Origin of the sequence: Mesorhizobium quangtriensis, assembly GCF_040081925.1 — a bacterium.
Classification (GTDB): domain Bacteria; phylum Pseudomonadota; class Alphaproteobacteria; order Rhizobiales; family Rhizobiaceae; genus Mesorhizobium_K; species Mesorhizobium_K quangtriensis.
Genome location: NZ_JBEBMF010000004.1, coordinates 229,584 through 252,997, shown reverse-complemented (window position 1 = coordinate 252,997; position 23,414 = coordinate 229,584). Strand labels below are relative to the sequence as shown.

Below are 23,414 nucleotides of genomic sequence, written 5' to 3'. Positions count from 1 at the left end.
CGTCGGGGAGAGGCGGTCGTGCCATGTGGCGGTTCAGTACCGCTCAAACCCGCGCTGCAGTTCCCAGTCGGTGATGCGGCGGTCATATTCGAACTGCTCCCACTTCGCCGTGTGCACGTAGTGCTCGACCACGTCCTCGCCGAAGGCGGACTTCAACATCTTCGACCTAGCGAAGATGTCAGTCGCTTCGCGCAAGGTCTTCGGTATCTCGGGCACCTTCTGGGCCTGGTAAACGTTGCCCTCGAAAGGCTTAGCGAGTTCCAGCTTCTCGTCGATGCCGGCGAGGCCGGCGGCGATGAGCGAGGCGAAGGCGAGGTAGGGGTTAAGGTCGGCGCCGCCTATGCGGCATTCGGTTCGGATGCCTTTCGTGCCTTCGCCGCAGAGGCGGAAGCTCGCTGTGCGGTTGTCGCGGCTCCAGGCGATGCGGGTTGGTGCCCACGTGGCGACCTGGAAGCGCTTGTAGGAATTGATATAGGGCGCGAGCATCAGCGTGAACTGGCTGGCATATTTGAGCTGGCCGGCGACCCATGAGCGCATCAGCGGTGACATGGTGTGCTCCGCCTTCGGGTCGTAGAACAGCGGCTTCTTGCCGTCGGCGCTCCACAGCGAATTATGGACGTGGCTGGAATTGCCGGCGAGCGAATAATTGTACTTCGACATGAAGGTCAGCGACTTGCCGAGACCGTGCGCGATCTCCTTGCAGCCGTTCTTGAGAATGGCGTGACGGTCCGCCATTTCGAGCGCTTCGGCATAACGGACGTTGATCTCTTCCTGACCGGGGCCGGCCTCGCCCTTGGAGTTTTCGACGGGGATGCCCGCCGCCTCGAGGCCGTTGCGGATCGCCCGCATGACGGTCTCTTCCTGCGTGGTGATGCCGATCAGGTAGTCGCCGATATAAGGCGACGCAGTAGCGACGTTCTTCCAGTTTTTCGCGCGCGCGGCGGCGAAGGATTCGTCGAAGAGATAGAATTCGAGTTCGGAGGCCATGTAGGCCTTCCAGCCGCGCTCGGTCAGCCGGGCGACCTGACGCTTCAGGATGGCGCGTGGCGAATGCGGCACGTCGTCATGGCTGTGATGGTCGAGCAGGTCGCACAGCACGAGCGCGGTCTTTTCGAGCCAGGGTATGTGACGGAGAGTCGCCAGGTCGGGCTTGAAGACGAAATCGCCATAACCCTTTTCCCAGTTGGCCGCCTTGTAGCCGGGGACGACTTCCATATCGACGTCGACGGTGAGCAGGTAGTTGCAGCCGTGCGTCTCGTCGTAGCCGGACTCGACGAAATATTTCGCCAGGAAGCGCTTGCCGACGAGACGGCCCTGCATGTCGACGGCGCAGGCCAGCACCGTATCGATCTCGCCACTGCCGACAGCTTTTTTCAACTGCTCGAAAGAGAGGTTTCCGGCCATTTCTTAAAGTCCTTTGCCGCGTGTTCACCTGCGGTCATCAAATATGGAGTCAACGATAATGTGGAGGGCCGGCTTCGCCGACCCTCCGGCTTCATCAGCCCTGCGTATAGACGCCGCCGGCCTTCTTCAGGATTTCGTTGTACTCCTTGAAGATGCCGACCACCTTCGCTCGGGTCTCGCTTTCAGCGGCGATCTCGTCCCAGAACTTGAGCGCAGCCGCCTCGACCTCGGCCCATTCGGCAGCGGGAATCGTGGTCAGCTTGAGCTTGTCGCCGGTAGCGCGCAGCTTTGCCTCGCCGCCCCAGTACCACTGGTTGCGGTAGGTATGACCGGCGTCGACGCTGGCAAGCCAGAGCTTCTGCAGGTGCTCCGGCGTGTCCGCCCACTTCTTCTCATTGACGAACCAGGAGCCGATCCACGCACCGGAGATGTTGTTGGTGGTGAAGTGATCAGTGACGTCGGCCCAGCCGACTGTGTAGTCCTCGGTGATGCCCGACCACGACATGCCGTCGAGTTCGCCGGTCTGCACGGCAACCTGCACGTCCTCATACGGAAGCGAAACCGGCACCACGCCGAACTGGGCGAGGAATCGACCGGCGGTCGGGAAGGTGTAGAGGCGAAGCCCCTGCAGGTCGGAAAGGCTGTTCAGCGCCTTCTTGGTATTGAAGTGGCAGGGGTCCTGACCCGCAGCGGAAATCCAGACGACACCGCCTGCCTTGGCATAAGCTTCGCGCCAGATGTCTGCCAGGCCGTACTGGTTGAACAGCACCGGTACATCTAGGATGTGCTTGGTGGCGAAGGGGAAGTAGCCGCCGAAGACCGAAATGTCGACAGGAGCCGCCATTGAGTCGTCGTCGGAATGAACCGCGTCGATCGTTCCGGCCTGCATGGCGCGGAAGAGTTCGCCGGTCGGGACGAGCTGGTCGGCGTAATACAGCTCGATTTCCATCTCGCCCTTGGCGGCGGCGTTGAACATGTCGACGGCAGGCTTTGTGACGTGCGGCCCAAGGGCTGCGCCGGCGTATGTCTGGAGACGCCACTTGATGGGCGCCTGCGCGATGACCGCCGGTGCGGCGAGCGTCGTGGCGCTGGCGGCGCCCGCGGTGACGAGGCCGGCACGCTTCAGGAAGTTGCGTCTGCTGTGCACTTTCGTTGTCATAGCTTCCCTCTTTGAGGTTGTTGCGCTTACTTCGAATAAACGTAGTTAGGCAGCCACGTCGCGATACCCGGAAAGATGCCGATGATAAGCAACGTGAACACCATGATCCCCACAAACGGTCCGACGGACCGGTAGATGTCGGGCAGGGTCACCTCAGGCGGAGCCATGGCCCGCATAAGGAAGAGGTTGTAGCCGAAGGGTGGCGTCAGATAAGCGATCTGGCAGGTGATGGTGTATAGTACGCCATACCAGACGAGATCGAAGCCGAGCGCACCGGCGAGCGGGATGAAGAGGGGGGCGACGATCACCAGCATGGCGGTGTCGTCGAGGAAGATACCGAGCAGCAGGAAGGTAAGCTGCATCAGCACCAGAACCATCCATGCTTCCAGCCCCCATTCGCCGAGGAACAGGCGTTCGATGGACTTCACCGCGCCAAGTCCATCGAACACGGCGCCAAAGCACAGCGCGGCAGTTATGATCCAGAAGAACATGCAGGAGATGCCGAGTGTCTTGCGTGTGGTGTCGTGCAAGACTTTCCAAGACAGGCCCCCGCGCGCCCAGGCAGCAACAATAGACGCTACGGCACCCACGGCAGAACTTTCGACGAGCGACGTGACGCCTGTCAGGAACAATCCGGTCATCGCGACGAAGATCGCCAGGGGCACGAGCCCGGCGCGCCCGAGCCTCACCTTGTCGGCAAAACTGTATTGCTGGCGTTCTTCTTTCGGCAAGGGTGGTCCAAGGTTGGGCTGCAACCAGCAACGGATCACGACATAGAGCACGAATAGGGCTGCCATCAGTAGGCCGGGAAAGACACCTGCCATCCAGAGATTGCCGACCGGCTGGCGCGCGATCATGCCATAGAGAACCAGCACTACGGAGGGTGGGATGAGGATGCCGAGGGTGGAGCCGGCCTGGATGACGCCGGTCACCATCACCTTGTCGTAGCCCCGTCGAAGAAGCTCGGGCAGGGCAATCGTCGCGCCGACCGCCATGCCGGCGACACTCAGCCCGTTGATCGCGGAGATGATGACCATCATGAAGATGGTGCCGATGGCGAGGCCGCCGCGAACCGGACCCATCCAGACGTGGAACATCTTGTAGAGGTCGTCGGCGATGCGCGACTCGGCCAGCATGTAGCCCATGAAGACGAAAAGCGGCAGCGTCAGCAGCGGATACCACTTCATCAGCTTCATCAGCGCGGCGAACGACATCTCCGCGCCGCCCTCGCCCCAGAGCAGCAGCGCCATGAAGGCGCCGACGAAGCCAATAACCGCGAAAACCCGCTGCCCCGTCAGGAGCAGCAGCATCATTCCGGAGAACATCAGTGCGGCGATGATCTCGTAGCTCATGCGATCGGCTCACCCTTGAATATGGCCCAGTCCTTGAACCAGATGGCGACCGCCTGAAGCAGTGTCAGGAAGAGCCCGATGTTGATGACAAGCTTGACCGGCCACATCAATGGCGCCCAGGCAGAGAAACTCTTCTCGCCGTACTGGAGCGCGTAGGTCAGGGATGCGATGCCGCCTATCTGCAGCATGACAAGGAAAAAGATCATCGCCAGCCCTGTGAAGAGATCGACGCCGGCCCGCTTTCTGACACGCCAGCCGGCGTAGAGAAGGTCCATGCGGACATGCTCATTCTCGCGCAGCGACCAAGCGCCGCCGAGCGTGAAGTAGGCAACCATGATGAACTGGGCCATCTCGATGGTCCAATTCGCGGGCAGGAAGAAAACCTTCATGACGGTCGCGTAGCCAAGGACGAAGATCATCGCGAAGACGAGATACATGGCGAAGAGACCAGTAATGCCGCTGATCCGGTCAATGGCTCTTACATAGGCCTTGACGATACCGGGGACCTTCCCGCTTGGCGTGCCTGGAGCCGTGTCGCTCATGACGCCTGCTCCAACTCGGTTCTCGTTCCCGTCGCGATGTTGTCGAGATGCGCCGAAAGACGTTCGGCCCAATGCCGCTGCCCCTCCCCATCGGCGATCTCATCGTTGCGGATTTCAATCATCACGCAAGCCAGGCCGCGCGTGCGGGCGTGGCGCTCCAGCGTAAAGTAGACGCGGTCGGCGGGCGAATAGGGTTGGTTGTCGCCGACGGTGAAGCGGCCTTCGGCTTCCAGCGCCGCGATCAGTGGCGCGGAGAGGCGCTCGTCGTCATCGTGGAGGATGCCGATTTCCCAAGGGCGTGGAACGTCCCTGTAAACCGGGTTGAAGGAATGGATGGTGACAAGACGCGTCTCGCGGCCGGCGGCAACGCGCTCCTCGACCAGCTTCTCGATGGCGTCATGGAAAGGCTGCCAGGACAGCGCGATGCGTTCGGCGCGGTCCTTCGAGGACAGGCTCGCATTGCCGGGGATAAGGGTGGTTTCGCTGATCTGGGGGATGAGATCGGGCGCGTCGAGCGGCCGGTTGCAGTCGATGGCGAGGCGCGAGACGCCAGCTTCCACCAAGGAGGCATCGAGCAGATCGGCCATCCTCAGGGCGACCGGTAGCGCGCCGGGGTCCCACGCGATGTGCCGCAGCATGTCTATTTCGGGCAGGCCGAGCGTTCCGTATTCCGACGGCAGCCAGTTGGAGGCGTGATCGCAGACGAGCACGTAGGGCGACGTACCGGCGCGGTTCGTAACGCGAACCAAACCCTTGCCATCCACGCCTGAACCGGCGCGTGTCGCCTGTCCTGCCTGCATCCGGTCCCCTTGAAGCGCTGTATGTTATGGTACGGTTTTTATAGGATTGCGCTCTCTTGGATGATTTCATACAGCTTTCGAAGCTTTGTCAAACGTGTTTTGGAGAAAGCACTGGTTGGTCCCGTTTCCATGAGGACAGTGGGCGTTGTGACCGGAGGTTGGGCTGCATGCGGCAAAGCGTTTCCGAACTGATCTCGGATCGCAGTGGATCGATGTCCGCCAGCGAGCGCCGCGCAGCGCAGACGCTGATCGCAAGCTATCCGCTCGCGGGCTTGAAGACGGTCGCCGAGTTCAGTCAGGCCGCTGGCGTGAGTTCGCCGACGATCCTGCGCTTCGTCGCGAGACTGGGCTTCCAGAACTATCCCGAATTCCAGGCCGCGCTGCAGGACGAGTTGGCGGCGCAGCTCCAGTCGCCGGCTTCGCGTGCCGGACGCAAGCAGCCGGTGCGGCAGGGGTCGCTGCCCGTCACGGCGGAGGCGACGGTCGCCAATATTGGCGAGACGTTCCGTCATCTGTCGGCGCGGCAGATATCCGACATCGTGGAACTGCTGGCGCAACCGAAGGCCGGCATCTTCCTCGTCGGCGGCCGCTTCACCGATCCTATAGCCGGCTACATGGCAGCCCACCTGTCGATCATCCGGCCGCATGTTCTTCACCTGCCCGGCCAGGAAGGCAACTGGCGCGACAGGCTGATCGACATGGGCAAGCGCGACGTGCTGCTGATCTTCGATATCAGGCGCTATCAGGACAATTTGCTGGCGTTCGCAGAAAAGGCGCATCGGCGCGGGGTCCACATCATCCTGTTCACGGACCAGTGGCTGTCGCCGATCGCGCGGTTTGCCCGCCATGTCGTGGCAGGCCGGACGGAGGTTCCGTCTGCATGGGATTCGTCAGCCGCGCTTTTCGTGGTTGCCGAGACGTTTATCGGCGAGCTGACGGCACGCACCGCGGACGAGAGCCAGCGCCGGATCGGTGAAATGGAGGACCTGCGCTGAACAAGCTTTTGTGATCAAGGTCTTGGACGGCCGATCCCAGCTCAACCTTACCGATATTTAATGATAAGCGAGGTGGCCGGGCCGAGATATTGTCATAAGTCCGGACTATGAGTCGTGGCGGGATGCGTGGGGAGTTCGCCATCACCGACCGAATGCCGTAAAATGCGGCTAGCTTAGTGCCTGGACCGGAGTGTGGATGGCCGCCTGGAAACAGCTTCTTCTCGCCGTGGTCATGCTGGTCGTCGCGGCTGGCCTGTGGGCGCGGTTCTTTCCGGGAGCGCCGGAGATACTGGCAGGCTGGGGCATCAACATCGGGAGTAACGCAGTCGCGGAGGGCCGGCCTGCGGAGACCGGTCAAAGGCGCGATGCGGGCGGACCGCAAACGGCTGTCGTAACCGCGACCGTGAAGCGGGCAGTCATCAACGACAGGCTTTCGGCAATCGGGACCGGACGGGCGAACAATTCCGTCACGGTGAAGCCCTACACGTCCGGCCGAGTGAACAGCATCGACGTCGCCTCGGGTGCGCGGGTCAAAGCAGGCACGGTCATCGCCAGGCTGGACTCGGACGTCGAGGAGATATCGCTAGACCGCGCCAAGATCGCGCTTGCCGACGCCGAGGCCAAGCTGGAACGCATGCAATCGTTGCGCAAGGCGAATACGGCGACACAGGTGCAGGTGACCGATGCCGAGCTTGCCGTGGGCAATGCCAGGCTGGCGCTGCGCGACGCGCAGCTCAACCTCGACCGTCGCGCGATAACGGCGCCGATCGCCGGCATCGTCGGTATCCTTCCGGTCGAAGCCGGCAACTACGTGACCACGGAAACCGTGGTCGCGACGGTCGACGATCGCTCCAGCATCAAGATCGATTTTTACGTACCAGAACGTTTCGCCGCCAACATGGTGGTTGGCGGCAACCTGACTGCATCGCCGATCGCCCGCCCCGACGAGATTTTCGAGGGTGAGGTCAGCGCGGTCGACAACCGCGTCGACGACAAGAGCCGCACCCTGCTGGTGCAGGCGCAGATTCCCAACGAGCGCGATACGCTGCGGGCCGGCATGTCCTTCAAGGTCGAGGTTCGTTTCCCCGGAGACGCCTTCCCTTCGGTTGATCCGCTTGCAATCCAGTGGGGCACTGACGGCGCGTTCGTCTGGGTCGTGCGCGACGGCAAGGCGAAGCGTGTGCCGGTGAGCGTCGTCCAGCGAAACACGGAAAGCGTGCTGGTGGCGGCGGAAGGGATTGACCAGGGCGATAGCGTTGTGACGGAGGGTGTGCACGCCGTGCGCGAAGGCGCCGACGTGCTGATCGCCAACAGCGTGCCGGTCGCCGCCGGCAGCGGTTCGTAGGCGCGGCCGATGTCCGAAGCACGAAACGCCCATCCCGAGAGCGGCATGACGGCGCTGTTCGTAAGGCGCCCGATCCTGGCGTTCGTGCTCAACACCTTGATCGCGGTAGCGGGTCTTGCAGCCTTGTTCGGCGTCGAGGTGCGCGAACTGCCAGACGTGGACCGCCCGGTCATCACTATCAATGCCGACTACCGGGGTGCTGCGGCCGAAACCATCGACCGCGAACTGACGGCGGTGCTGGAGGGAGCGGTCTCGCGCGTTTCCGGCGTGAAGTCGATCTCTTCGAGTTCATCCTACGCGCGCAGCCGCGTTACCGTGGAGTTCAACGACGGCGTCGATCTCGACGTCGCAGCCTCCGACATGCGCGATGCCGTTGGCCGGGTAACGAACCAACTGCCCGACGATGCCGATCCGCCGCGCATCGTGAAGGCCGACGCGAATGCGGATGCGGTGATGCGGCTGGCTGTCACCTCCGACCGGCTATCCGTCGAGGACATCACGATCCTGATCGAGGACCAGATCGTGGACACGCTTTCGGCGGTTCCGGGCGTCGCAGACGTCCAGATTTACGGCGACCGGGAGAAGATCTTCAGGATCGATATAGACCAGAGCAAGCTGGCAAGCCTCGGCATGACGATCGCCGACATTCGCAACGCGCTCTCCTCCATCGCGCTCGATACGCCGGCAGGCGCGCTGACCACCGCGGACCAGAACATCATCGTGCGCGCGACAGCGGACGTGACTACGCCGGAAGCTTTCGAAAGCCTGATGATCGGTGATCAGAACCGGCTCGGCGACGTGGCGACCGTGACGCTGGGGCCCGACCCTGCTCAATCAGCACTGCGTTCCGACGGCAAGACCGGCATCGGCCTCGGCATCATCCGGCAGGCGGAATCCAATACGCTCGACATTTCGGACGGGGTGAGATCGGCTGTCGCCCAGATTCAGCAATCGCTGCCCGAAGGCATGACTATTTCCGTCAACAGCGACGATGCCGTGTTCGTGCGCGGGGCGGTCCACGAGGTGGAAATCGCGCTGATCATCGCCGCGACCATCGTGCTGCTCGTTATCTTCCTGTTTCTGCTGGACTTGCGCGCTACGCTCATCCCCGGACTGGCATTGCCCGTGGCTCTGATCGGCACCATCGCGGCCATCTATCTCGTAGGCTTCTCGATCAACATCCTGACCCTGCTGGCGCTGGTGCTGGCGACCGGCCTCGTCGTCGACGACGCCATTGTGGTGCTGGAGAACATCGTGCGACGCCGCAACGAGGGCATGGGTCCGCGCGCCGCCGCCGTGCTCGGTACGCAGGAGGTGTTCTTTGCCGTGGTGGCGACGACCGCGACGCTGGTCGCGGTGTTCGTTCCGCTGTCATTCCTGCCCGGCCAGACCGGCGGTCTGTTCCGCGAGTTCGGCTTCGTGCTGGCGATCTCGGTGATCCTGTCCTGCGTCGTGGCGCTTTCGCTCTGTCCGATGCTCGCTTCGCGCATGCTGAAGGAACACGCCGGCGATCATCATGGCGGAGCCATGGGGAAAATCGGCACTATGCTTGCCGGCCTTTACCGGCGGTGCCTGCGCGCCTGCCTGAATGCACCGCTGATCGTGGTGCTCGTTTCGGTGCTGTTTGCCGGTGCCGCCTATGGCGCCTTCGGGCTGATCCGGCAGGAGTTGACGCCGCCCGAGGATCGGTCGCGTGCGATGCTGCGTATAACCGCCCCGCAGGGCGTGAGCCTCGATTACACGGTGGAGCAGATCAAGCGGATCGAACAACTGCTGCAGCCGCTGCGCGATTCCGGCGAGATCGAATCGATCTTCGCCAATGTCGGGCAGGGCGGATCGGTCAACAGCGCCTTCATGGTGATGGCGCTGGCGCCGTGGGACGAGCGCAGCCGTTCGCAGCAGCAGATCATGGACGACATCTCCAGGCTGGTCACAGAGGTGCCCGGGGTGCGTGCTTTCCCGGTTTCGCCGAACAGCCTTGGCATCCGCGGAGCTGGTAGCGGGCTGCAGTTCGCCGTGATCGGGTCCAACAGTTACACGGAGCTCGGCGATGCGGCGAACGCCATCATCGCCAAGATGGAGGAAGACCCGCGCTTCCGACAGCCACGCCTGACGACGGACCCGACGCAGCCGCAGCTTTCTGTGTCGATCGACCGCGAGCGCGCGTCGGACCTCGGCATCGACATCACCGGGCTGTCGAACGCCATCCAGGCGATGCTCGACGGCAACGAGATCGACCAGGTTTTCATCAACGACCGGTCCTATGCGGTGAAGCTGGTCTCGACGACCAATCCGATCAACGACCCGACGGATATGGAGAACATCTTCCTGCGCACGACCGATGGCCGCTTCGTGCCGCTGGCTTCGATCGCAACGCTGACCGAACGCGCAGTGCCGCCGTCGCTCTCGCGCGAACAGCAGCTTCGGTCGGTGGCGCTGACCACCAACCTCGCCCCCGATTTCGCATTGGGTGACGCCTACCAAGAGGTACTCGAGATCGCAGCGCCGCTGCTGCCGTCGGGCAGCCGCATCCTGCCGCTGGCGGAAGCGGCGACGCTGGGTGAGACCAACAGCGGCATCATGGTGGTATTCGCTTTCGCGCTCGTGATCATCCTGCTGGTGTTGGCCGCGCAGTTCGAAAGCTTCATGAGCGCCGTGATCATCATGGCGACCGTGCCGCTGGGACTCGCCTGCGCGGTCTTTGCGCTGTTGCTGACGGGAACCAGTCTCAACGCCTACAGCCAGATCGGGCTGGTGCTCATGGTGGGCATCATGGCCAAGAACGGCATCCTGATCGTCGAGTTCGCCAACCAACTCCGGGACCGGGGGTTGGGCGTGCGCGAGGCGATCGAGGAAGCGGCGAACATCCGCCTGCGGCCGGTGATGATGACGATGATCTGCACGATCCTAGGCGGCCTGCCGCTGGTGCTGGCGTCCGGCGCGGGCGCGGAGGCTCGGGCTGCGCTCGGCTGGGTGATCGTCGGCGGCCTTGGGCTGGCGACGGCCTCGACGCTGTTTCTGACGCCGGTAGCCTACCTGCTGCTCGGCCGCTTCGTGACGCCGAAGGTGCACGAGGAAGCGCGGCTCAAGCGCGAACTCGAAGAAGCCGCATATACCGGGGTGGAACCCGCCGAATAGTCCTGAGCTGGGAAGCGGAACCTTTGCCGGGTGCTTGCGGTTGACCGCATGCGGCGACAAGCTCGTTGCCTGACAAACGGAGGCCAGCCATGAATACCGCCAACCTTCAGATGCAGGGATTTCTCCTCGCGGTCGCGTCGATCAACAACACGCTCGTGCACAAAGGGCTGCTGAGCATTGATGACATCGATCTTGCGTTGCGCAAAGCTGAGGCGAGTCTGACGGGGGAAGAAAGATTGTTCGAGGACTTGTCGCCGGCACACCGAGACGCAGTTTGCTTTCCAATCCGGCTACTGCAAATGGCCAATCTCAGCCAAGGCGAAGCCGATGTGCCCGGGTTCTCCGAGCTTGCTCGCATGGTCGGGCAGACCAAGGAGTACTACAACGACCAGAAATAGGCGATAGCTGGCCAGCCCTCAGTGAGCGAGACTGGCCTTGGCGCCGGGGGACGGATTCTGGCCAGGCGGTGACGCCATGTGCGAGGCGCGCAGGATGCCAGTGATGCGGGCAAAGCCGGACAGCGAACGGCGCGCTTCCTCCACTGTCAGATAGCCTTCGCGGGCGGCTGTGCAGGCGTTATAGGCGGCCTGATAGACCGGGCCGCGCCTGTCGGCCGGCCAGCCACGCAGGAAGTGCAGGGCCTGCTCGACATCCTCGATGTCATTGCCGGCAGCATCGCGCGAATTGAGGCACACGGGCTCGACAAAAAGCATTTTGCGCATGGTTTCCTCCACGGGACATTTCCGCGAGAGCCGCAGAACATGAATTAACGCTGATCCTCTCGATATGTTCCCCAGAGTAAGGCAATTCAATGGAGCCGGCTAAAATGCCGCAGAGCAAGCCGGCAGCGTGGACTACCGGATCGTGGCTGACATTTGCGCCAGACCGAGTCAGAATGCGTTAAAACATGGAGAACGAACAGCAATGTCGGTTGTCATCAAGGGCGGAACAATCGTGGCCGCGGATCGCAGCTACGAGGCGGATATCCTGATCGAGGGAGAGACGATCGCGGCGATCGGCAAGGATCTGAAGGGCGAGAAGGTCGTCGACGCGGGGGGCGCCTACATCATGCCGGGCGGCATCGACCCGCATACGCATCTCGAAATGCCGTTCATGGGCACGACCGCGGCCGAAACCTGGGAAAGCGGTACCTTCGCAGCGCTTTCGGGCGGCACGACGATGAATGTCGACTTCGTCATCCCGGGACCGGACGGGATGCTGGCGGCGATGGCGGAATGGGAGGGACGCGCGACGCGGCAGGCGTCTGCCGACTACTCCTATCATATGTGTGTGACCGGCTGGTCGGAGCAGGTTTTCAACGAGATGCCCAAGGTGGTGGAGCGCGGCATCAATACATTCAAGCATTTCATGGCCTACAAGGGCGCGCTGATGGTGAACGACGACGAGATGTTCGCCTCGTTCCAGCGCTGCGCCAGCCTCGGCGCGCTGCCGCTGGTGCATGCAGAGAACGGCGACGTGGTCGCCGCGCTTCAACAGAAATACATCGATGCCGGCATTCCGGGACCGGAGGCGCATGCCTATTCGCGGCCGCCGGAGGTGGAGGGCGAGGCGACCAACCGCGCCATCATGATCGCGGATGCTGCCAGCGTGCCGGTCTATATCGTGCATGTCTCCTGCGAGCAGAGTCACGAGGCGATCCGCCGTGCGCGGCAGAAGGGCATGCGCGTCTATGGCGAGCCGCTGATCCAGCACCTGACGCTGGATGAAAGCGAATACCAGAACGCCGACTGGATGCATGCGGCGCGGCGCGTGATGAGCCCGCCCTTCCGCGACAAGAAACACCAGGACAGCCTGTGGGCGGGACTGGCGAGCGGCTCGCTGCAGGTGGTGGCGACCGACCACGCGGCGTTCACCAGCGAACAGAAGACAATGGGCCTCTCAGACTTCCGCAAGATCCCAAACGGGACGGGCGGGCTGGAAGACCGCATGCCGGTGCTGTGGACGCGCGGCGTCGAGACCGGGCGGCTGACGCCCAACGAATTCGTCGCGGTGACCTCGACCAACATCGCGCGGATCCTCAACATCTATCCGCAGAAGGGCGCGATCCTGCCCGGTTCGGACGCTGACCTCGTCGTGTGGGATCCGAAGCTGTCGAAGACGATCTCGGCGGGCACTCAGAAGTCGATCATAGACTACAACGTGTTCGAGGGCTTCAAGGTGAGCGGCCTGCCGCGCTACACGCTGTCGCGCGGCGAGGTGGTGTGGCAGCACGGCCAGAACTCACAGCCCCAGCCTGGTCGCGGCAAGTTCGTCAAGCGCAAGCCGTTCGCCGCCGCCAGCAAGGCGCTGTCGACCTGGAAGGAACTGACCGCGCCACGCGCCGTCACGCGCTCGGCCGAGCACATGCCGATCGGGGTGTAGGGCGATCGGCATGTAGAGAGACTGGCGACAGGCTCAGAAAAGAAAAGGGCGGGACCGATCGGTCCCGCCCTTTGTCATTCCGGCTGGATAGAACGCCTTTATTCCGGCTTCTGGCCGTTCAGCCGGTCTTCCTTCGCCTCGTACCACATGGCGTTGAGGATGGCGAAGGAGCAGGCTAGGCCGATGCCTAGGATCCAGGAGAAATACCACATTTTCTGTTCCTCTCAGTAGGCGTTCGGGTTGCGGTCGATTGTGGTGGCAGTCACCGTGCCGCGCATGATGCGATAGACCCAGGTCGTGTACGCCAGGATAATCGGCAGGAATACGACGGTGGCCAGCAGCATGATGAATAGCGTCAGGTGACTTGACGAAGCGTCCCACACCGTGAGGCTGGCATTCGGCATGACCGAGGACGGCATCAGGAACGGGAAGAGCGACAGGCCGGCCGTCGAGATGATGCCGAAGATGCCGGCGCTGGTGGCCAGGAAGCCGGTCACGTAGCGGCCTGCGCCAAGCGCCCACCACGCAACGAGCATGCCGCCGAGGCCGAGCACCGGTGCGATGATCATCCAGGGATGAGCCGAATAGTTGGCCATCCACGCGCCGGGTGCGGTCGCCACCGTCTTGGCCAGCGGATTGGACGGCGCAAGCGTATCAACCACGCTGGTCACGACGAAGCCGTTGAGACCGAAGGCCACCCAGAGACCCGCGAGGCCGAACAGGACGAAGGTGACGAGCGCCGCCAGCCTGCCATAGGCGCGGCCGCGCTCCTGCACTGGTCCGATCGTGCGCATCGCGATCACCGCGCCGCCATGCGCCACCAGCATGCCGAGGCTGACCAGCCCGGACAGGAGGGCGAATGGGGTGAGCAGGCCGAAGAAATTGCCGTCGTAGAACGCCCGCAGCGAATCGTCGAGGCGGAAGGGGACGCCGAGCAGAACGTTGCCGACGGCGACGCCGAAGATCAGCGAGGGTACGAAGCCGCCGATGAACAGGCCCCAATCCCACAGCGAATGCCAGCGCGGGTCGTTGATCTTGCCGCGGAACTTGAAGCCGACCGGCCTCAGGATCAGCGCCAGCAGGATAGCGATCATGGCGAGGTAGAAGCCCGAGAAGGACGCCGCGTAGAGGGCCGGCCACGCCGCGAAGATCGCGCCGCCGCCGAGGATCAGCCAGACCTGGTTGCCTTCCCAGGTCGGACCGATCAGGTTGATCAGCACGCGCCGCTCCTCCTCCGTTTTCGCAGCGAAGGGGAGAAGAGCGCCGATGCCGAGGTCGAAGCCGTCCATGATGGCGAAGCCGATCAGCAGGACGCCGAGCAGCAGCCACCAGATAAGACGCATGATTTCATAGTCGAAGGGAATGGTCATGGTTTTTACCTCTGTCTGGTGTCAGCGGTCCGGCCCGGCATGTACGCCGCGCGGGAGGAAGGAGGAGCCGGCCGGCTCCTCGACCAGCGGGTTGTACATCAGTGGCCCCTTGCGGATGACCTTCAGCATCAGGAACACCATGATCACAGCCAACACGGTGTAGAGCGCGATGAAGAAGGTCAGGCTGATGGCAAGATCCAACAGTGTGAGGCCCGATGCCGCGTAGAAGGTCGGCAACACACCTTCGACCGCCCATGGCTGCCGCCCGTATTCGGCGACAAGCCAGCCGGCCTCGATGGCCACCCATGGCAGCGGCAGGCTGAACAGCGCGATCCACAGTAGTGTCCGGTTCTCGCCGAGCCTGTGCTTGCTGGCGATCCAGAAGAAGACTCCGAAGAAGGCAATGAAGTAGAAACCGAGTCCGACCATGAGGCGGAAGGACCAGAACAGCACGGGCACATTTGGAATGGTGTCGAGTGCAGCCTTGGCGATGTCCTCGCTGGTCGCGTTCTCCACGTCGTCCATGTACTGCTTGAGCAAAAGCGCATAGCCGAGGTCTGGCCATGTCTTTTCGAGCGTGGCGCGCGCCTCGGTATTCGTGCGGTCAGCGCGGATGTCTTGCAATGCCTTGTAGGCGACGATGCCGTTGGCGATGCGCTCGCCGGCACGCTCGACGAGGTCGAAGATGCCGGGCAGTTCCTGCGTCAGCGAACGGGTGGTGATAAGGCCAAGCAGGAAGGGGATCTGCACCTCGAAGCGGTTCTCGCCGTCGCCGGGAATGGCGAATACCGTCAGCGGCGCCGGAGCCGGCTCGGTGTGCCACATGGCTTCCATGGCCGCGATCTTCATCTTCTGCTGCTCTGTCGCGACGTAGCCGCTCTCGTCGCCGAGAACCACGACCGAAAGCGCCGACGCGAGGCCGAAGCTGGCGGCAACCGCCATCGACCGCTTGGCCAGCGGAATGTGACGTCCCCTGAGCAGGAACCACGCGCTGATCGCCATCACGAACATCGCACCCGTGACGTAGCCCGCGCTCACGGTGTGAACGAACTTGGCCTGGGCGACCGGGTTGAAAATGACCGCCATGAAGTCGGTCACCTCCATGCGCATCGTGTCGGGATTGAAGGTCGACCCAGTGGGATGCTGCATCCAACCATTGGCGACCAAAATCCAGAGTGCAGACAGGTTGGCGCCGAGCGCGGTGAGCCAGGTGACGATCAGATGCGCCAGGGCGCTCATCCGGCCCCAGCCGAAGAAGAACAGGCCGATGAAGGTCGCTTCGAGGAAGAAGGCCATGAGGCCCTCGATCGCCAGCGGCGCGCCGAACACGTCGCCGACATAGTGGCTGTAGTAGCTCCAGTTCATGCCGAACTGGAATTCCATGACGATGCCGGTGGCGACGCCCATGGCGAAGTTGATACCGAACAACGTGCCCCAGAACAGGGTCATGCGCCGCCAGATATCGCGGCCGGTCATGACATAAACGCTTTCCATGATGGCCATCAGGAACGACAGCCCGAGCGTCAGCGGAACAAACAAAAAATGGTACATCGCAGTTGCAGCGAACTGCAGCCGCGACAAGTCGACGATAGTCATGTCGATCATGGCAAAGCGCCTCTCTCCTTGCCGGCTCTTGCCGGTCACGCTGCCTTCTAGACGGGCGGCTGCGACCGTGCCTTGATCCAGGTCAAGGCGAAGCGAGCGGCCCGACGGTAGCAAGATGCCATGAACCCGATCCCTACGGAACTGGCTGTGGATAACGGACGCGACGCCGAACAGCGGGACCGCAAGCAGTCGCGCTGGCTCTCGGGCCTGGGCCGGCAGGGCGGCCGGGCCATGGCGGTCGCCATCGCGGCGCCGGTCGTGGCGGGCGCCCTGCTGGTCGTGCAGGCCTGGCTGGTCGCTGGCGTGCTGGGCGAGGCGATCAGCGAGAATGTCGGGCGCGCGGAGCTGGCAACAAGCATCGCCTTGATCGTATTCATCTTTGTTGCGCGGGCCGGGCTTACCTATCTGGCCGAAGCAAGCGGGAGCGCGGCTGCGGAGGCCGTTATCCAGCGCGTCCGGCTGGCGCTGTTCGCCAAGGTGCTTGGATCGCGGCCGGACTGGTCGGCAGAGCGCGCCAGCGGCGCGGTCAGCGCGGCCATCGTCGACCAGGCCGACGCGCTGGAAGGGTTTCTCGGCCGGTTCCTTCCGGCGATGATCCAGGCGACGCTGCTGCCGGTGGCCTTCGCGGTCGTCGTCATGCCGATCGACTGGATAGCCGGTCTGCTGCTTTTCGTGACCGCGCCGCTCATTCCGCTATTCATGGCGCTGGCCGGCTGGGGCGCGGAGGCGGCGAAGCGTTCGGAGGCGGTGGCCTTCGCCCGGCTGTCGGCCTATTTCGCCGACCGCTTGCGGGGTATCCTAACCCTGAAGCTCTTTGGCCGTGCCGAAGAGGAGACGCGCGCCGTCATGGAGGCAAGCGAGGGCCTACGCCAAAGCACCATGCGCGTGCTGCGCATCGCCTTCCTGTCGTCGGCTGTGCTGGAATTCTTTGCCGCGCTCGGCGTCGCCGGCACGGCTCTCTATATCGGCCTGACCTTCCTTGGCATGGTGGACATGCGCGGCGACGTGCTGACGCTGCAGGCGGGGCTGTTCTGCCTGCTGATGGCGCCCGAGGTCTACCAGCCGCTTCGGCTGCTGGCGGCACACTACCACGACCGTGCCGGCGCAAAGGCGACGATCGCTGAAATCGACGCGTTGTTCGAAGGACTTCCCGATCTGAGGGCGCCGGTTTCAATGGTGACGGCTCCGGTTGTTCGCACAGGTGGTGATGCGGCCGATATCGTGGTGAGCCGCCTAACGGTCAGGCCTCCTGGTCGTTCGGGTGCCGTCCTCGACGGCGTTTCGCTGATCGTTCCGGCGGGCGAGCATGTCGCGATCGTCGGTGAAAGCGGTTCAGGCAAATCCACGCTGCTCGAAGCGGTCGCGCGGCTGCGGGGCTACGAAGGATCGATCGCCATCGGCGGCGCGGCCACGCTGCCCGAGCCCGCGCTGCGCGAGAAGATCGCATTTCTCGGCCAGCGACCCCGGCTTTTCCACGGCAGCATCGCCGACAACATAAGACTCGGCCGGCGCGACGCCTCGGATGAGGCCGTGCGGGCAGCGGCGGAACGTGCCGCCGTGACCGAATTCTCCGATCTCGTGCCGCTTGGCCTCGCGACTCCGGTGGGCGAGGGCGGTCTCGGCCTTTCGGGCGGCGAGGCGCACCGGGTGGCGCTGGCGCGCATCTATCTGCGTGATCCGGATTTGGTGATCCTGGACGAGCCGACAGCGCATCTCGACGCTGCCACGGAGGAACGAGTCATCGACGGCATGCTCGGCTTTGCCACTGGGCGCACGCTTCTGGTCGCCACGCACTCCCGCGCGCTCGCTTCGCGGATGGGACGCTCGGTGCGGGTGGCGGGCGGCCAGCTCCTGCCGGTTCTCGGCGGGCGCAAGGAACGTGCCGTCAAATCGGGAGGAGCGGCATGAGCGCGCTTCTGCATTTCCGCTGGCTTCTTGCAGGGCAAAAGGCGCGCCTGACGCTGACGCTGCTGCTCGCGCTGACGGCGATCTTCGCCGGGATCGGGCTGCTTGGCGTCTCCGGCTGGTTCATCACAGCCGCGGCACTTGCGGCCTCTGGTGCGGCGTTCAACCTGTTCGTTCCATCCTCGCTGGTGCGCGGACTGTCGATGCTCCGCATTGTGTCGCGCTACGGGGAGCGGCTGGCCGGGCATGATGCGACTCTGCGCATGCTGTCCGACCTGCGCGGCTGGCTGTTCGCGACACTGTTTCCCAAGCTGCCGCTCAGCCTCAGCCCCCGGCATGGCGATCTGGTCAGCAGGCTGACGGCCGACATCGACGCGCTGAACACGGCCTTCCTGTCGGCGGCGATCCCGCTGCTCGGTACGTTTGCGGCCGGCTCTGTGATGACGCTCGTCGTCTTCCTCCTGGTGCCCGACGCCGCGCCTTTCTATGCGGCGGTGTTCGCTATCTCGATGTTCGTGGTGCCGTGGTTCCTGATCCGCTCGACGCGCCGCGCGGGGCTCGCCATGGTGGAGCAGGCCTCCGATCTGAGGGGCGCGGTGCTCGACGGCGTCAGCGGGCACGCCGACCTCGTCGCCTTCGGCCTGACGGACGAAGCGTTGCGGAGTTTCGATGACGCCGCCGGACGGCTGGCCGCGTCCAAGCGTGCGACGGCGCGGCGATCGGCTGCGGCGCAGGCGCTGGTTCAGGTGTGCGGCGCGGCGGCCTTCGTGACGGTGCTGTGGATCGGGCTTGATGCGCTTGAGCAGGGCGCTATCGGCGGACCGACGCTTGCCGGTCTGCTGCTCGCCATCATCGGCAGCTTCGAGGCACCGGCGATGCTGTCGCGCAATCTCGGGCGGTTCTCGGCATCGGCGGCCGCGGCAGGGCGCCTGCGCGACATCGAAGTCTCGGCGCCGCGCGTCGCGGAGCCTGTGCGGCCGACACCGATGCCCACGCGCTTCGACATCGCCTTCGATGGCGTCAGCTTCGGCTATGGCAATGCCGACGTGCTGTCGGACTGCAACCTCGAGGTCCTGGAAGGCGAACACATTGCCATCCGTGGCCCGAGCGGGTCGGGCAAATCGACGATCCTGCAGCTCCTCTTGAGGCTTTACGACCCACGCGGCGGCGTCGTGCGGGTTGGCGGCCAAGATCTGCGCACACTAGCGCTTTCCGACCTGCATCGGAGGGTTGCGCTGCTGGAGCAGAATGCGCCTGTGTTCCTCGACAGCGTGCGCGGCAATCTGCTGATCGGCGATCCGGCGGCCGACGATCGCAAGCTGTGGCAGGCGCTGGAGGCGGCGAAGCTCGCCGATTTCGTCCGCAGCCTGCCTCATGGGCTGGACACGATGCTCGGTGAGACCGGGCGCACGCTTTCGGCCGGACAGGCGCGGCGGCTGTGCCTCGCCCGCACATTGCTTTCGCCTGCGCGTATCGTGCTTCTCGACGAGCCGACGAGCGGGCTCGACCGTGAGATGGAATACGCCTTCCTGCGCGACATGGAGGAGTCGCTGGCGGGCCGCTCCGTGGTTCTCGTGACCCATGCGGAACTGCCGGCAGGATCGGGCATGCGAGCCCTGACGCTCAAGGGCGGCAAGCTGGAGGAGAGATCATGATTGCGCCTGTGTCCGAGGATAGACTAGCCCTGATTTCGCAGAGCCATGCGCGGCAGATGTCGCTGTGCGACGACCTCGAGGTGATTGCCGACGGGCTGCCAAGCAATGTGAACCTTCAACTCTGCCTGCACCTTGCACGGGCAGTATGCCCGACGGTGGCTGCCGCGCATGAGGTGGAGGAACGCGTGCTGTTTCCTGCGGTGAAGACGCTGTCGACGACATTGCCGGACATCGACTCGATGATTGAGCGCCTTCGCTGGGAGCATTTCGAGGACATGTGCTTCGCCGAGGAGCTGCACGATGCGCTGCTGGCGATCGGGCGCGGCGAACCGACCATGACCCCGGAAGCGGCCGGCTATATGCTGCGCGGATTTTTCGAGAGTGTGAGGCGGCACGTTGCGTTCGAACGCGAGATGCTGTCGCCGCTGATGGAACTGGCGCTGCGCAAGGCCGAGGCGGGTAGACTCAGCCGCACCGCCTCTTGAGTGCCGCGAGATCGGGGATCTCGACGTGTCGGATGCCGCTGATGATGACGACGCGATCGGCGCGAAGCTTCGAGAGCTGGCGCGACACCGTCTCGATGGTGAGGCCCAGGAAGTCGGCGATGTCGGTTCGTGTCAGCGGCAGGTCGAAGACCCGGCGACCTCCGGCGGCGGTCGGGTCGAGCTGCGTGGCGATGAGATAGAGGAAGCTCGCGACCTTTTCGGCAGCAGTCTTGCGGCCGAGCGTCACCATCCATTCGCGCGCATCATCGAGCTCGCGCAGCGTTTGCTCCATCAGGCGATGTTCGAGCGCGGGGTTTTCCTGCACCAGCCGTTCGAGCGCGGGCTTGGGCACACGGCAGAGATCGACGTCCGACGCGGCCTCCGCCGTCACGGCATTTTCCTTGCTGAACAGGCGGCCGAGGAAATCCGGGGCGAACTGCAGCCCGACGATCTGCTGGCGACCGTCCTCAAGGACTTTCGAGAGCTTGACGACGCCGCGCATGACGTTGGCGTAGGATTCGACGGGCATGGATTCGGCCGCGAGTTCGGCTCCGGCCTCATGCCGGACCATGCGGGTGCTGCGGGCAAGTGCCGTTAGTTCGGAAGCATCCAGCACGCCGCACATGCCCTTGTGCCGCGCCTCGCAGCTCTGGCACAGCACGGGAATGTCCGAGTTGTGAATGTCCTTGCGTGAGGCGTCCATGGTTCCATCCGCGAATTCAACAACGAGTGAGGCAAATCCGCAGACCTATCCATAGCCTCTATTGACGCATGGTCAAAGTGCCGCGCCCGATGGGTTTCGCCCCTTGACCGAGATCAAGGCGTTTTGCCGGGGAGTCGGCAGAATGTCGCAATGAACAGAAAAGAGATCGATCGCGACCTTATCGAGCGCCATTCCGCGCCGGTGCCGCGCTACACCAGCTATCCGACAGCACCGCATTTCCATGCTGGCGTCGATGCGCAGACCTATGCGACTTGGCTTTCTGAAAGCCCGGCCGACGCCTCGCTGTCGCTCTACCTGCACATCCCCTTCTGCGACCGGCTCTGCTGGTTCTGCGCCTGCCACACCAAGCAGGTGCTGCGCTACGATCCGATCTCGGCCTATCTGGAGGCACTGCATGCGGAGATTGCGACTGTCGGCGCACTGCTTGGTGGACGTAAGGTGAAGGCCGTGCATCTCGGCGGCGGGTCGCCGACCATGCTGCGGGCGGACGATGTCGACCGGCTGGCGGCGGCGCTGCGGCAGGGATTCGCGTTCGCAGGCGACTGCGAGATCAGCCTGGAGGTCGATCCGAACGACATCAGCGAAGACAAGCTGGACGCGTGGGCGCGGTTCGGCGTGACCCGCGCCAGCTTCGGCGTGCAGGATTTCGACGAGACGGTGCAGCGCGTGATCAACCGGCTCCAGAGCTTCGTCGATACGGCGGAAGCGGTGGCGGGGTTTCGGGCGCGCGGCGTCGGCTCCGTCAATCTCGACGTGCTCTACGGTCTAACGCACCAGACGATCGAGACGCTGGCTGCGACGGTCGAGCAGGTGATCTCGCTGCGGCCGGATCGGGTCGCGCTGTTTGGCTATGCGCATGTGCCGTGGATGAAGAAGCACCAGCGGCTGATCGACGAGACGCAGTTGCCTGATGGTTACGCGCGGTTCGCGCAGGCGAGGCTGGGTGCTTCGATGCTTGAAGAGGCAGGTTACGTCGCCGTCGGGCTCGACCATTTTGCGCTGCCGGAAGACAGCATGGCGCAAGCGCTCGCTGATGGCAGCCTGCATCGAAACTTTCAGGGCTACACGACTGATGGCGCGGAGATGCTGATCGGCCTCGGCGCATCGTCGATCGGCCGGCTGCCGCAGGGCTATGTGCAGAATGTCGCGGCGACCGCTGAATACAGCCGCGTGGCGCTGGCCGGAAAGTTATCGGTGGCGCGTGGTTACGCGTTGGACGATTCCGACAGGGCGGCTGCCTGGCTGATCGAGCAGATCATGTGCGGTTTCGGCTTCTCCGCCGCCGAGTTGCGGCGTCGGTTTCCGGGGCAAGCGTCGCATCTGCTGGCGCAAGCCACTGGCATTGCGCAGAACGACCTGGACCGCTTCGTGGGTTGGGACGGTGACGATTTCCGCGTGACCCAACGCGGCAGGCCATTCGTCCGGGCGGTTGCGTCGCGTTTCGATGCCTTCCTGAAAAGGGACGACCAGCGGCACTCGATCGCCGTTTAGGCATTTCCTGACCCCGTGGGTGGCCGGCAAAAACGACCGGCTTGCGATCGCACGGCAATTTCCTAGCTATAGGGTATGGAAATTCCGGCCGCTGGCGGGTTGAGCCTTTGGCCGGCATGGATCAGGATAGAGGCATGACGCTTGAAAACACATTGCGGTCCGTAGTGGCCGTGCGCAGTTCCGTTCCCGATGATGCTTTCACAGCCGGAACGCTGGGCAACCAGCGCGAGGGAAGCGGCGTCGTCATCCGCGAGAACGGGCTGGTGCTGACGATCGGTTACCTGATCACAGAGGCCGAGGAGGTCTGGCTGACCCGCCACGATGGCAAGGTGGTGCCGGCGCATCCGCTTTCCTACGACCAGGAAACCGGTTTTGGTCTCGTGCAGGCGCTCGGTGCGCTCGACCTTCCGGCTGTCGAACTCGGAGATGCCTCTGTCGTGCAGGTCGGTGACGACGCGGTGCTTGCCGATGGGCGTGGCGATTTTGTCGAGACCAAGATCGTCGCGCGGCAGGAATTCGCCGGCTATTGGGAATACCTTCTGGAGGACGCGATCTTTACGGCGCCGGCGCATCCTTCCTGGGGTGGGGCAGCGTTGATCAGCCCCGAGGGACGCCTGCTCGGTGTCGGGTCGTTGCGGCTGCAGATGGCTCGCGGCGAGGAAGTGTCCGACATCAACATGATCGTTCCGATCGACCTGCTGCCGCCGATCCTGGATGACCTCGTCAGCCGGGGACGGGTGAACAAGCCGCCGCGTCCGTGGCTGGGCGCATTCTCGGCGGAGAGCAATGGCGAAGTGATCGTCATGAGCGTGTCGGAAGGCAGCCCGGCGGCGCATGCGGGCCTGAGGCAGGGCGACATCATCTCCGACGTGCGCGACGGCGAGGTCGAAGGGCTCAGCGACTTCTATCGCAAGCTGTGGGCGAGCGGGCCGGCCGGTGCGGAAGTGCCGATGCGCGTGGTGCGCGATGGGCGCGAGACATGGCTGCGCATCAAGACCGCCGATCGCAACAGTTTCCTGAAGAAGCCTCAGCTTCAGTAGAACCGAGCAGTTAAAAAGATAA

General features: G+C 63.8%; 20 protein-coding genes. 10 read left to right on the top strand and 10 right to left on the bottom strand.

Going from position 1 to position 23,414, the window contains the following annotated elements:
* Window positions 1-33: 33 nt before the first annotated feature.
* The 5 genes from ABMA32_RS20780 to ABMA32_RS20760 all read right to left on the bottom strand — a co-directional run bounded on the left by ABMA32_RS20780 (window position 34) and on the right by ABMA32_RS20760 (window position 5,257).
* A complete protein-coding gene (locus tag ABMA32_RS20780; RefSeq protein WP_349015710.1) occupies window positions 34-1,404 on the bottom strand; it encodes a glutamine synthetase family protein in 1,371 nt (456 codons plus the stop codon).
* Between the two features lie 94 nt (window positions 1,405-1,498).
* On the bottom strand, window positions 1,499-2,563 hold the full coding sequence (locus ABMA32_RS20775) for a TRAP transporter substrate-binding protein (protein WP_349015709.1): 1,065 nt from the start codon (window positions 2,561-2,563) through the stop codon (window positions 1,499-1,501).
* Between the two features lie 26 nt (window positions 2,564-2,589).
* Complete coding sequence (locus ABMA32_RS20770) at window positions 2,590-3,915, bottom strand: TRAP transporter large permease (RefSeq protein WP_349015708.1); 1,326 nt, start codon at window positions 3,913-3,915, stop codon at window positions 2,590-2,592.
* Complete coding sequence (locus ABMA32_RS20765; RefSeq protein ID WP_349015707.1) at window positions 3,912-4,457, bottom strand: TRAP transporter small permease subunit; 546 nt, start codon at window positions 4,455-4,457, stop codon at window positions 3,912-3,914. The genes ABMA32_RS20770 and ABMA32_RS20765 overlap by 4 nt, the downstream gene beginning before the upstream one ends.
* Window positions 4,454-5,257 (bottom strand): N-formylglutamate amidohydrolase, encoded by an 804-nt coding sequence (locus ABMA32_RS20760; RefSeq protein ID WP_349015706.1) that lies wholly within the window; start codon window positions 5,255-5,257, stop codon window positions 4,454-4,456. Before ABMA32_RS20760 ends, ABMA32_RS20765 begins: the two co-directional genes overlap by 4 nt.
* A gap of 167 nt (window positions 5,258-5,424) precedes the next feature.
* On the opposite strand from ABMA32_RS20760, the gene ABMA32_RS20755 reads away from it, so the two are divergent.
* The 4 genes from ABMA32_RS20755 to ABMA32_RS20740 all read left to right on the top strand — a co-directional run bounded on the left by ABMA32_RS20755 (window position 5,425) and on the right by ABMA32_RS20740 (window position 11,133).
* Window positions 5,425-6,252, top strand: coding sequence for a MurR/RpiR family transcriptional regulator (locus ABMA32_RS20755; RefSeq protein ID WP_349015705.1), 828 nt, complete (start codon window positions 5,425-5,427; stop codon window positions 6,250-6,252).
* A gap of 196 nt (window positions 6,253-6,448) precedes the next feature.
* Window positions 6,449-7,597, top strand: a complete 1,149-nt coding sequence (locus ABMA32_RS20750; RefSeq protein ID WP_349015704.1) for an efflux RND transporter periplasmic adaptor subunit — start codon at window positions 6,449-6,451, stop codon at window positions 7,595-7,597.
* A 9-nt stretch (window positions 7,598-7,606) separates the two neighbouring features.
* Window positions 7,607-10,735 (top strand): efflux RND transporter permease subunit, encoded by a 3,129-nt coding sequence (locus ABMA32_RS20745; protein WP_349015703.1) that lies wholly within the window; start codon window positions 7,607-7,609, stop codon window positions 10,733-10,735.
* A gap of 89 nt (window positions 10,736-10,824) precedes the next feature.
* Window positions 10,825-11,133: a hypothetical protein gene (locus tag ABMA32_RS20740; protein WP_349015702.1), complete on the top strand. Its 309-nt coding sequence runs from the start codon at window positions 10,825-10,827 to the stop codon at window positions 11,131-11,133.
* A gap of 18 nt (window positions 11,134-11,151) precedes the next feature.
* Here the strand turns inward: ABMA32_RS20740 and ABMA32_RS20735 are convergent, their stop codons facing one another.
* Entirely contained in the window at window positions 11,152-11,457 is a 306-nt protein-coding gene (locus ABMA32_RS20735) for a DUF982 domain-containing protein (RefSeq protein WP_349015701.1), read from the bottom strand.
* Between the two features lie 202 nt (window positions 11,458-11,659).
* Between ABMA32_RS20735 and hydA the strand changes: the two genes are divergently transcribed.
* Window positions 11,660-13,117, top strand: a complete 1,458-nt coding sequence (gene hydA, locus ABMA32_RS20730; protein WP_349015700.1) for a dihydropyrimidinase — start codon at window positions 11,660-11,662, stop codon at window positions 13,115-13,117.
* Between the two features lie 98 nt (window positions 13,118-13,215).
* Here hydA and cydX read toward each other — a convergent pair whose 3' ends face one another.
* From cydX to ABMA32_RS20715, 3 genes are read right to left on the bottom strand one after another with little or no spacing between them, the layout of a single operon-like run.
* Complete coding sequence (gene cydX, locus ABMA32_RS20725) at window positions 13,216-13,329, bottom strand: cytochrome bd-I oxidase subunit CydX (protein WP_292772610.1); 114 nt, start codon at window positions 13,327-13,329, stop codon at window positions 13,216-13,218.
* 12 nt (window positions 13,330-13,341) lie between these two features.
* Complete coding sequence (gene cydB, locus ABMA32_RS20720; RefSeq protein ID WP_349015699.1) at window positions 13,342-14,487, bottom strand: cytochrome d ubiquinol oxidase subunit II; 1,146 nt, start codon at window positions 14,485-14,487, stop codon at window positions 13,342-13,344.
* 21 nt (window positions 14,488-14,508) lie between these two features.
* Complete coding sequence (locus ABMA32_RS20715; protein WP_349015969.1) at window positions 14,509-16,089, bottom strand: cytochrome ubiquinol oxidase subunit I; 1,581 nt, start codon at window positions 16,087-16,089, stop codon at window positions 14,509-14,511.
* Between the two features lie 123 nt (window positions 16,090-16,212).
* Between ABMA32_RS20715 and cydD the strand changes: the two genes are divergently transcribed.
* The 3 genes from cydD to ABMA32_RS20700 are packed head-to-tail and all read left to right on the top strand — an operon-like array spanning window position 16,213 to window position 20,137.
* A complete protein-coding gene (gene cydD, locus ABMA32_RS20710; protein WP_349015698.1) occupies window positions 16,213-18,000 on the top strand; it encodes a thiol reductant ABC exporter subunit CydD in 1,788 nt (595 codons plus the stop codon).
* Window positions 17,997-19,652 carry a thiol reductant ABC exporter subunit CydC gene (gene cydC, locus ABMA32_RS20705; protein ID WP_349015697.1) on the top strand — a complete coding sequence of 552 codons (1,656 nt, stop codon included), beginning with the start codon at window positions 17,997-17,999 and terminating at the stop codon, window positions 19,650-19,652. Before cydD ends, cydC begins: the two co-directional genes overlap by 4 nt.
* Window positions 19,649-20,137 (top strand): hemerythrin domain-containing protein, encoded by a 489-nt coding sequence (locus ABMA32_RS20700; protein ID WP_349015696.1) that lies wholly within the window; start codon window positions 19,649-19,651, stop codon window positions 20,135-20,137. The genes cydC and ABMA32_RS20700 overlap by 4 nt, the downstream gene beginning before the upstream one ends.
* Here the strand turns inward: ABMA32_RS20700 and ABMA32_RS20695 are convergent.
* Window positions 20,118-20,840, bottom strand: coding sequence for a Crp/Fnr family transcriptional regulator (locus ABMA32_RS20695; RefSeq protein WP_349015695.1), 723 nt, complete (start codon window positions 20,838-20,840; stop codon window positions 20,118-20,120). The two genes, ABMA32_RS20700 and ABMA32_RS20695, sit on opposite strands and share 20 nt — an antisense overlap.
* Before the next feature lie 165 nt (window positions 20,841-21,005).
* On the opposite strand from ABMA32_RS20695, the gene hemN reads away from it, so the two are divergent.
* Together hemN and ABMA32_RS20685 are read left to right on the top strand one after the other, a co-directional pair.
* On the top strand, window positions 21,006-22,352 hold the full coding sequence (hemN, locus tag ABMA32_RS20690; RefSeq protein WP_425475577.1) for an oxygen-independent coproporphyrinogen III oxidase: 1,347 nt from the start codon (window positions 21,006-21,008) through the stop codon (window positions 22,350-22,352).
* Window positions 22,353-22,486: 134 nt separating this feature from the next.
* Window positions 22,487-23,392, top strand: a complete 906-nt coding sequence (locus ABMA32_RS20685) for a S1C family serine protease (RefSeq protein WP_349015693.1) — start codon at window positions 22,487-22,489, stop codon at window positions 23,390-23,392.
* Window positions 23,393-23,414: the final 22 nt, after the last annotated feature.

Bases quoted from the DNA above. Each gene is read 5' to 3' on its own strand.
- ABMA32_RS20695 (WP_349015695.1), bottom strand. From the start codon at position 20,840: ATGGACGCCTCACGCAAGGACATTCACAACTCGGACATTCCCGTGCTG.
- ABMA32_RS20750 (WP_349015704.1), top strand. From the start codon at position 6,449: ATGGCCGCCTGGAAACAGCTTCTTCTCGCCGTGGTCATGCTGGTCGTC.
- ABMA32_RS20745 (WP_349015703.1), top strand. From the start codon at position 7,607: ATGTCCGAAGCACGAAACGCCCATCCCGAGAGCGGCATGACGGCGCTG.
- cydB (WP_349015699.1), bottom strand. From the start codon at position 14,487: ATGACCATTCCCTTCGACTATGAAATCATGCGTCTTATCTGGTGGCTG.
- ABMA32_RS20760 (WP_349015706.1), bottom strand. From the start codon at position 5,257: ATGCAGGCAGGACAGGCGACACGCGCCGGTTCAGGCGTGGATGGCAAG.
- ABMA32_RS20740 (WP_349015702.1), top strand. From the start codon at position 10,825: ATGAATACCGCCAACCTTCAGATGCAGGGATTTCTCCTCGCGGTCGCG.
- ABMA32_RS20775 (WP_349015709.1), bottom strand. From the start codon at position 2,563: ATGACAACGAAAGTGCACAGCAGACGCAACTTCCTGAAGCGTGCCGGC.
- ABMA32_RS20735 (WP_349015701.1), bottom strand. From the start codon at position 11,457: ATGCGCAAAATGCTTTTTGTCGAGCCCGTGTGCCTCAATTCGCGCGAT.
- cydD (WP_349015698.1), top strand. From the start codon at position 16,213: ATGAACCCGATCCCTACGGAACTGGCTGTGGATAACGGACGCGACGCC.
- ABMA32_RS20700 (WP_349015696.1), top strand. From the start codon at position 19,649: ATGATTGCGCCTGTGTCCGAGGATAGACTAGCCCTGATTTCGCAGAGC.
- ABMA32_RS20765 (WP_349015707.1), bottom strand. From the start codon at position 4,457: ATGAGCGACACGGCTCCAGGCACGCCAAGCGGGAAGGTCCCCGGTATC.
- cydC (WP_349015697.1), top strand. From the start codon at position 17,997: ATGAGCGCGCTTCTGCATTTCCGCTGGCTTCTTGCAGGGCAAAAGGCG.
- ABMA32_RS20780 (WP_349015710.1), bottom strand. From the start codon at position 1,404: ATGGCCGGAAACCTCTCTTTCGAGCAGTTGAAAAAAGCTGTCGGCAGT.
- cydX (WP_292772610.1), bottom strand. From the start codon at position 13,329: ATGTGGTATTTCTCCTGGATCCTAGGCATCGGCCTAGCCTGCTCCTTC.
- hydA (WP_349015700.1), top strand. From the start codon at position 11,660: ATGTCGGTTGTCATCAAGGGCGGAACAATCGTGGCCGCGGATCGCAGC.
- ABMA32_RS20755 (WP_349015705.1), top strand. From the start codon at position 5,425: ATGCGGCAAAGCGTTTCCGAACTGATCTCGGATCGCAGTGGATCGATG.
- ABMA32_RS20770 (WP_349015708.1), bottom strand. From the start codon at position 3,915: ATGAGCTACGAGATCATCGCCGCACTGATGTTCTCCGGAATGATGCTG.
- ABMA32_RS20685 (WP_349015693.1), top strand. From the start codon at position 22,487: ATGACGCTTGAAAACACATTGCGGTCCGTAGTGGCCGTGCGCAGTTCC.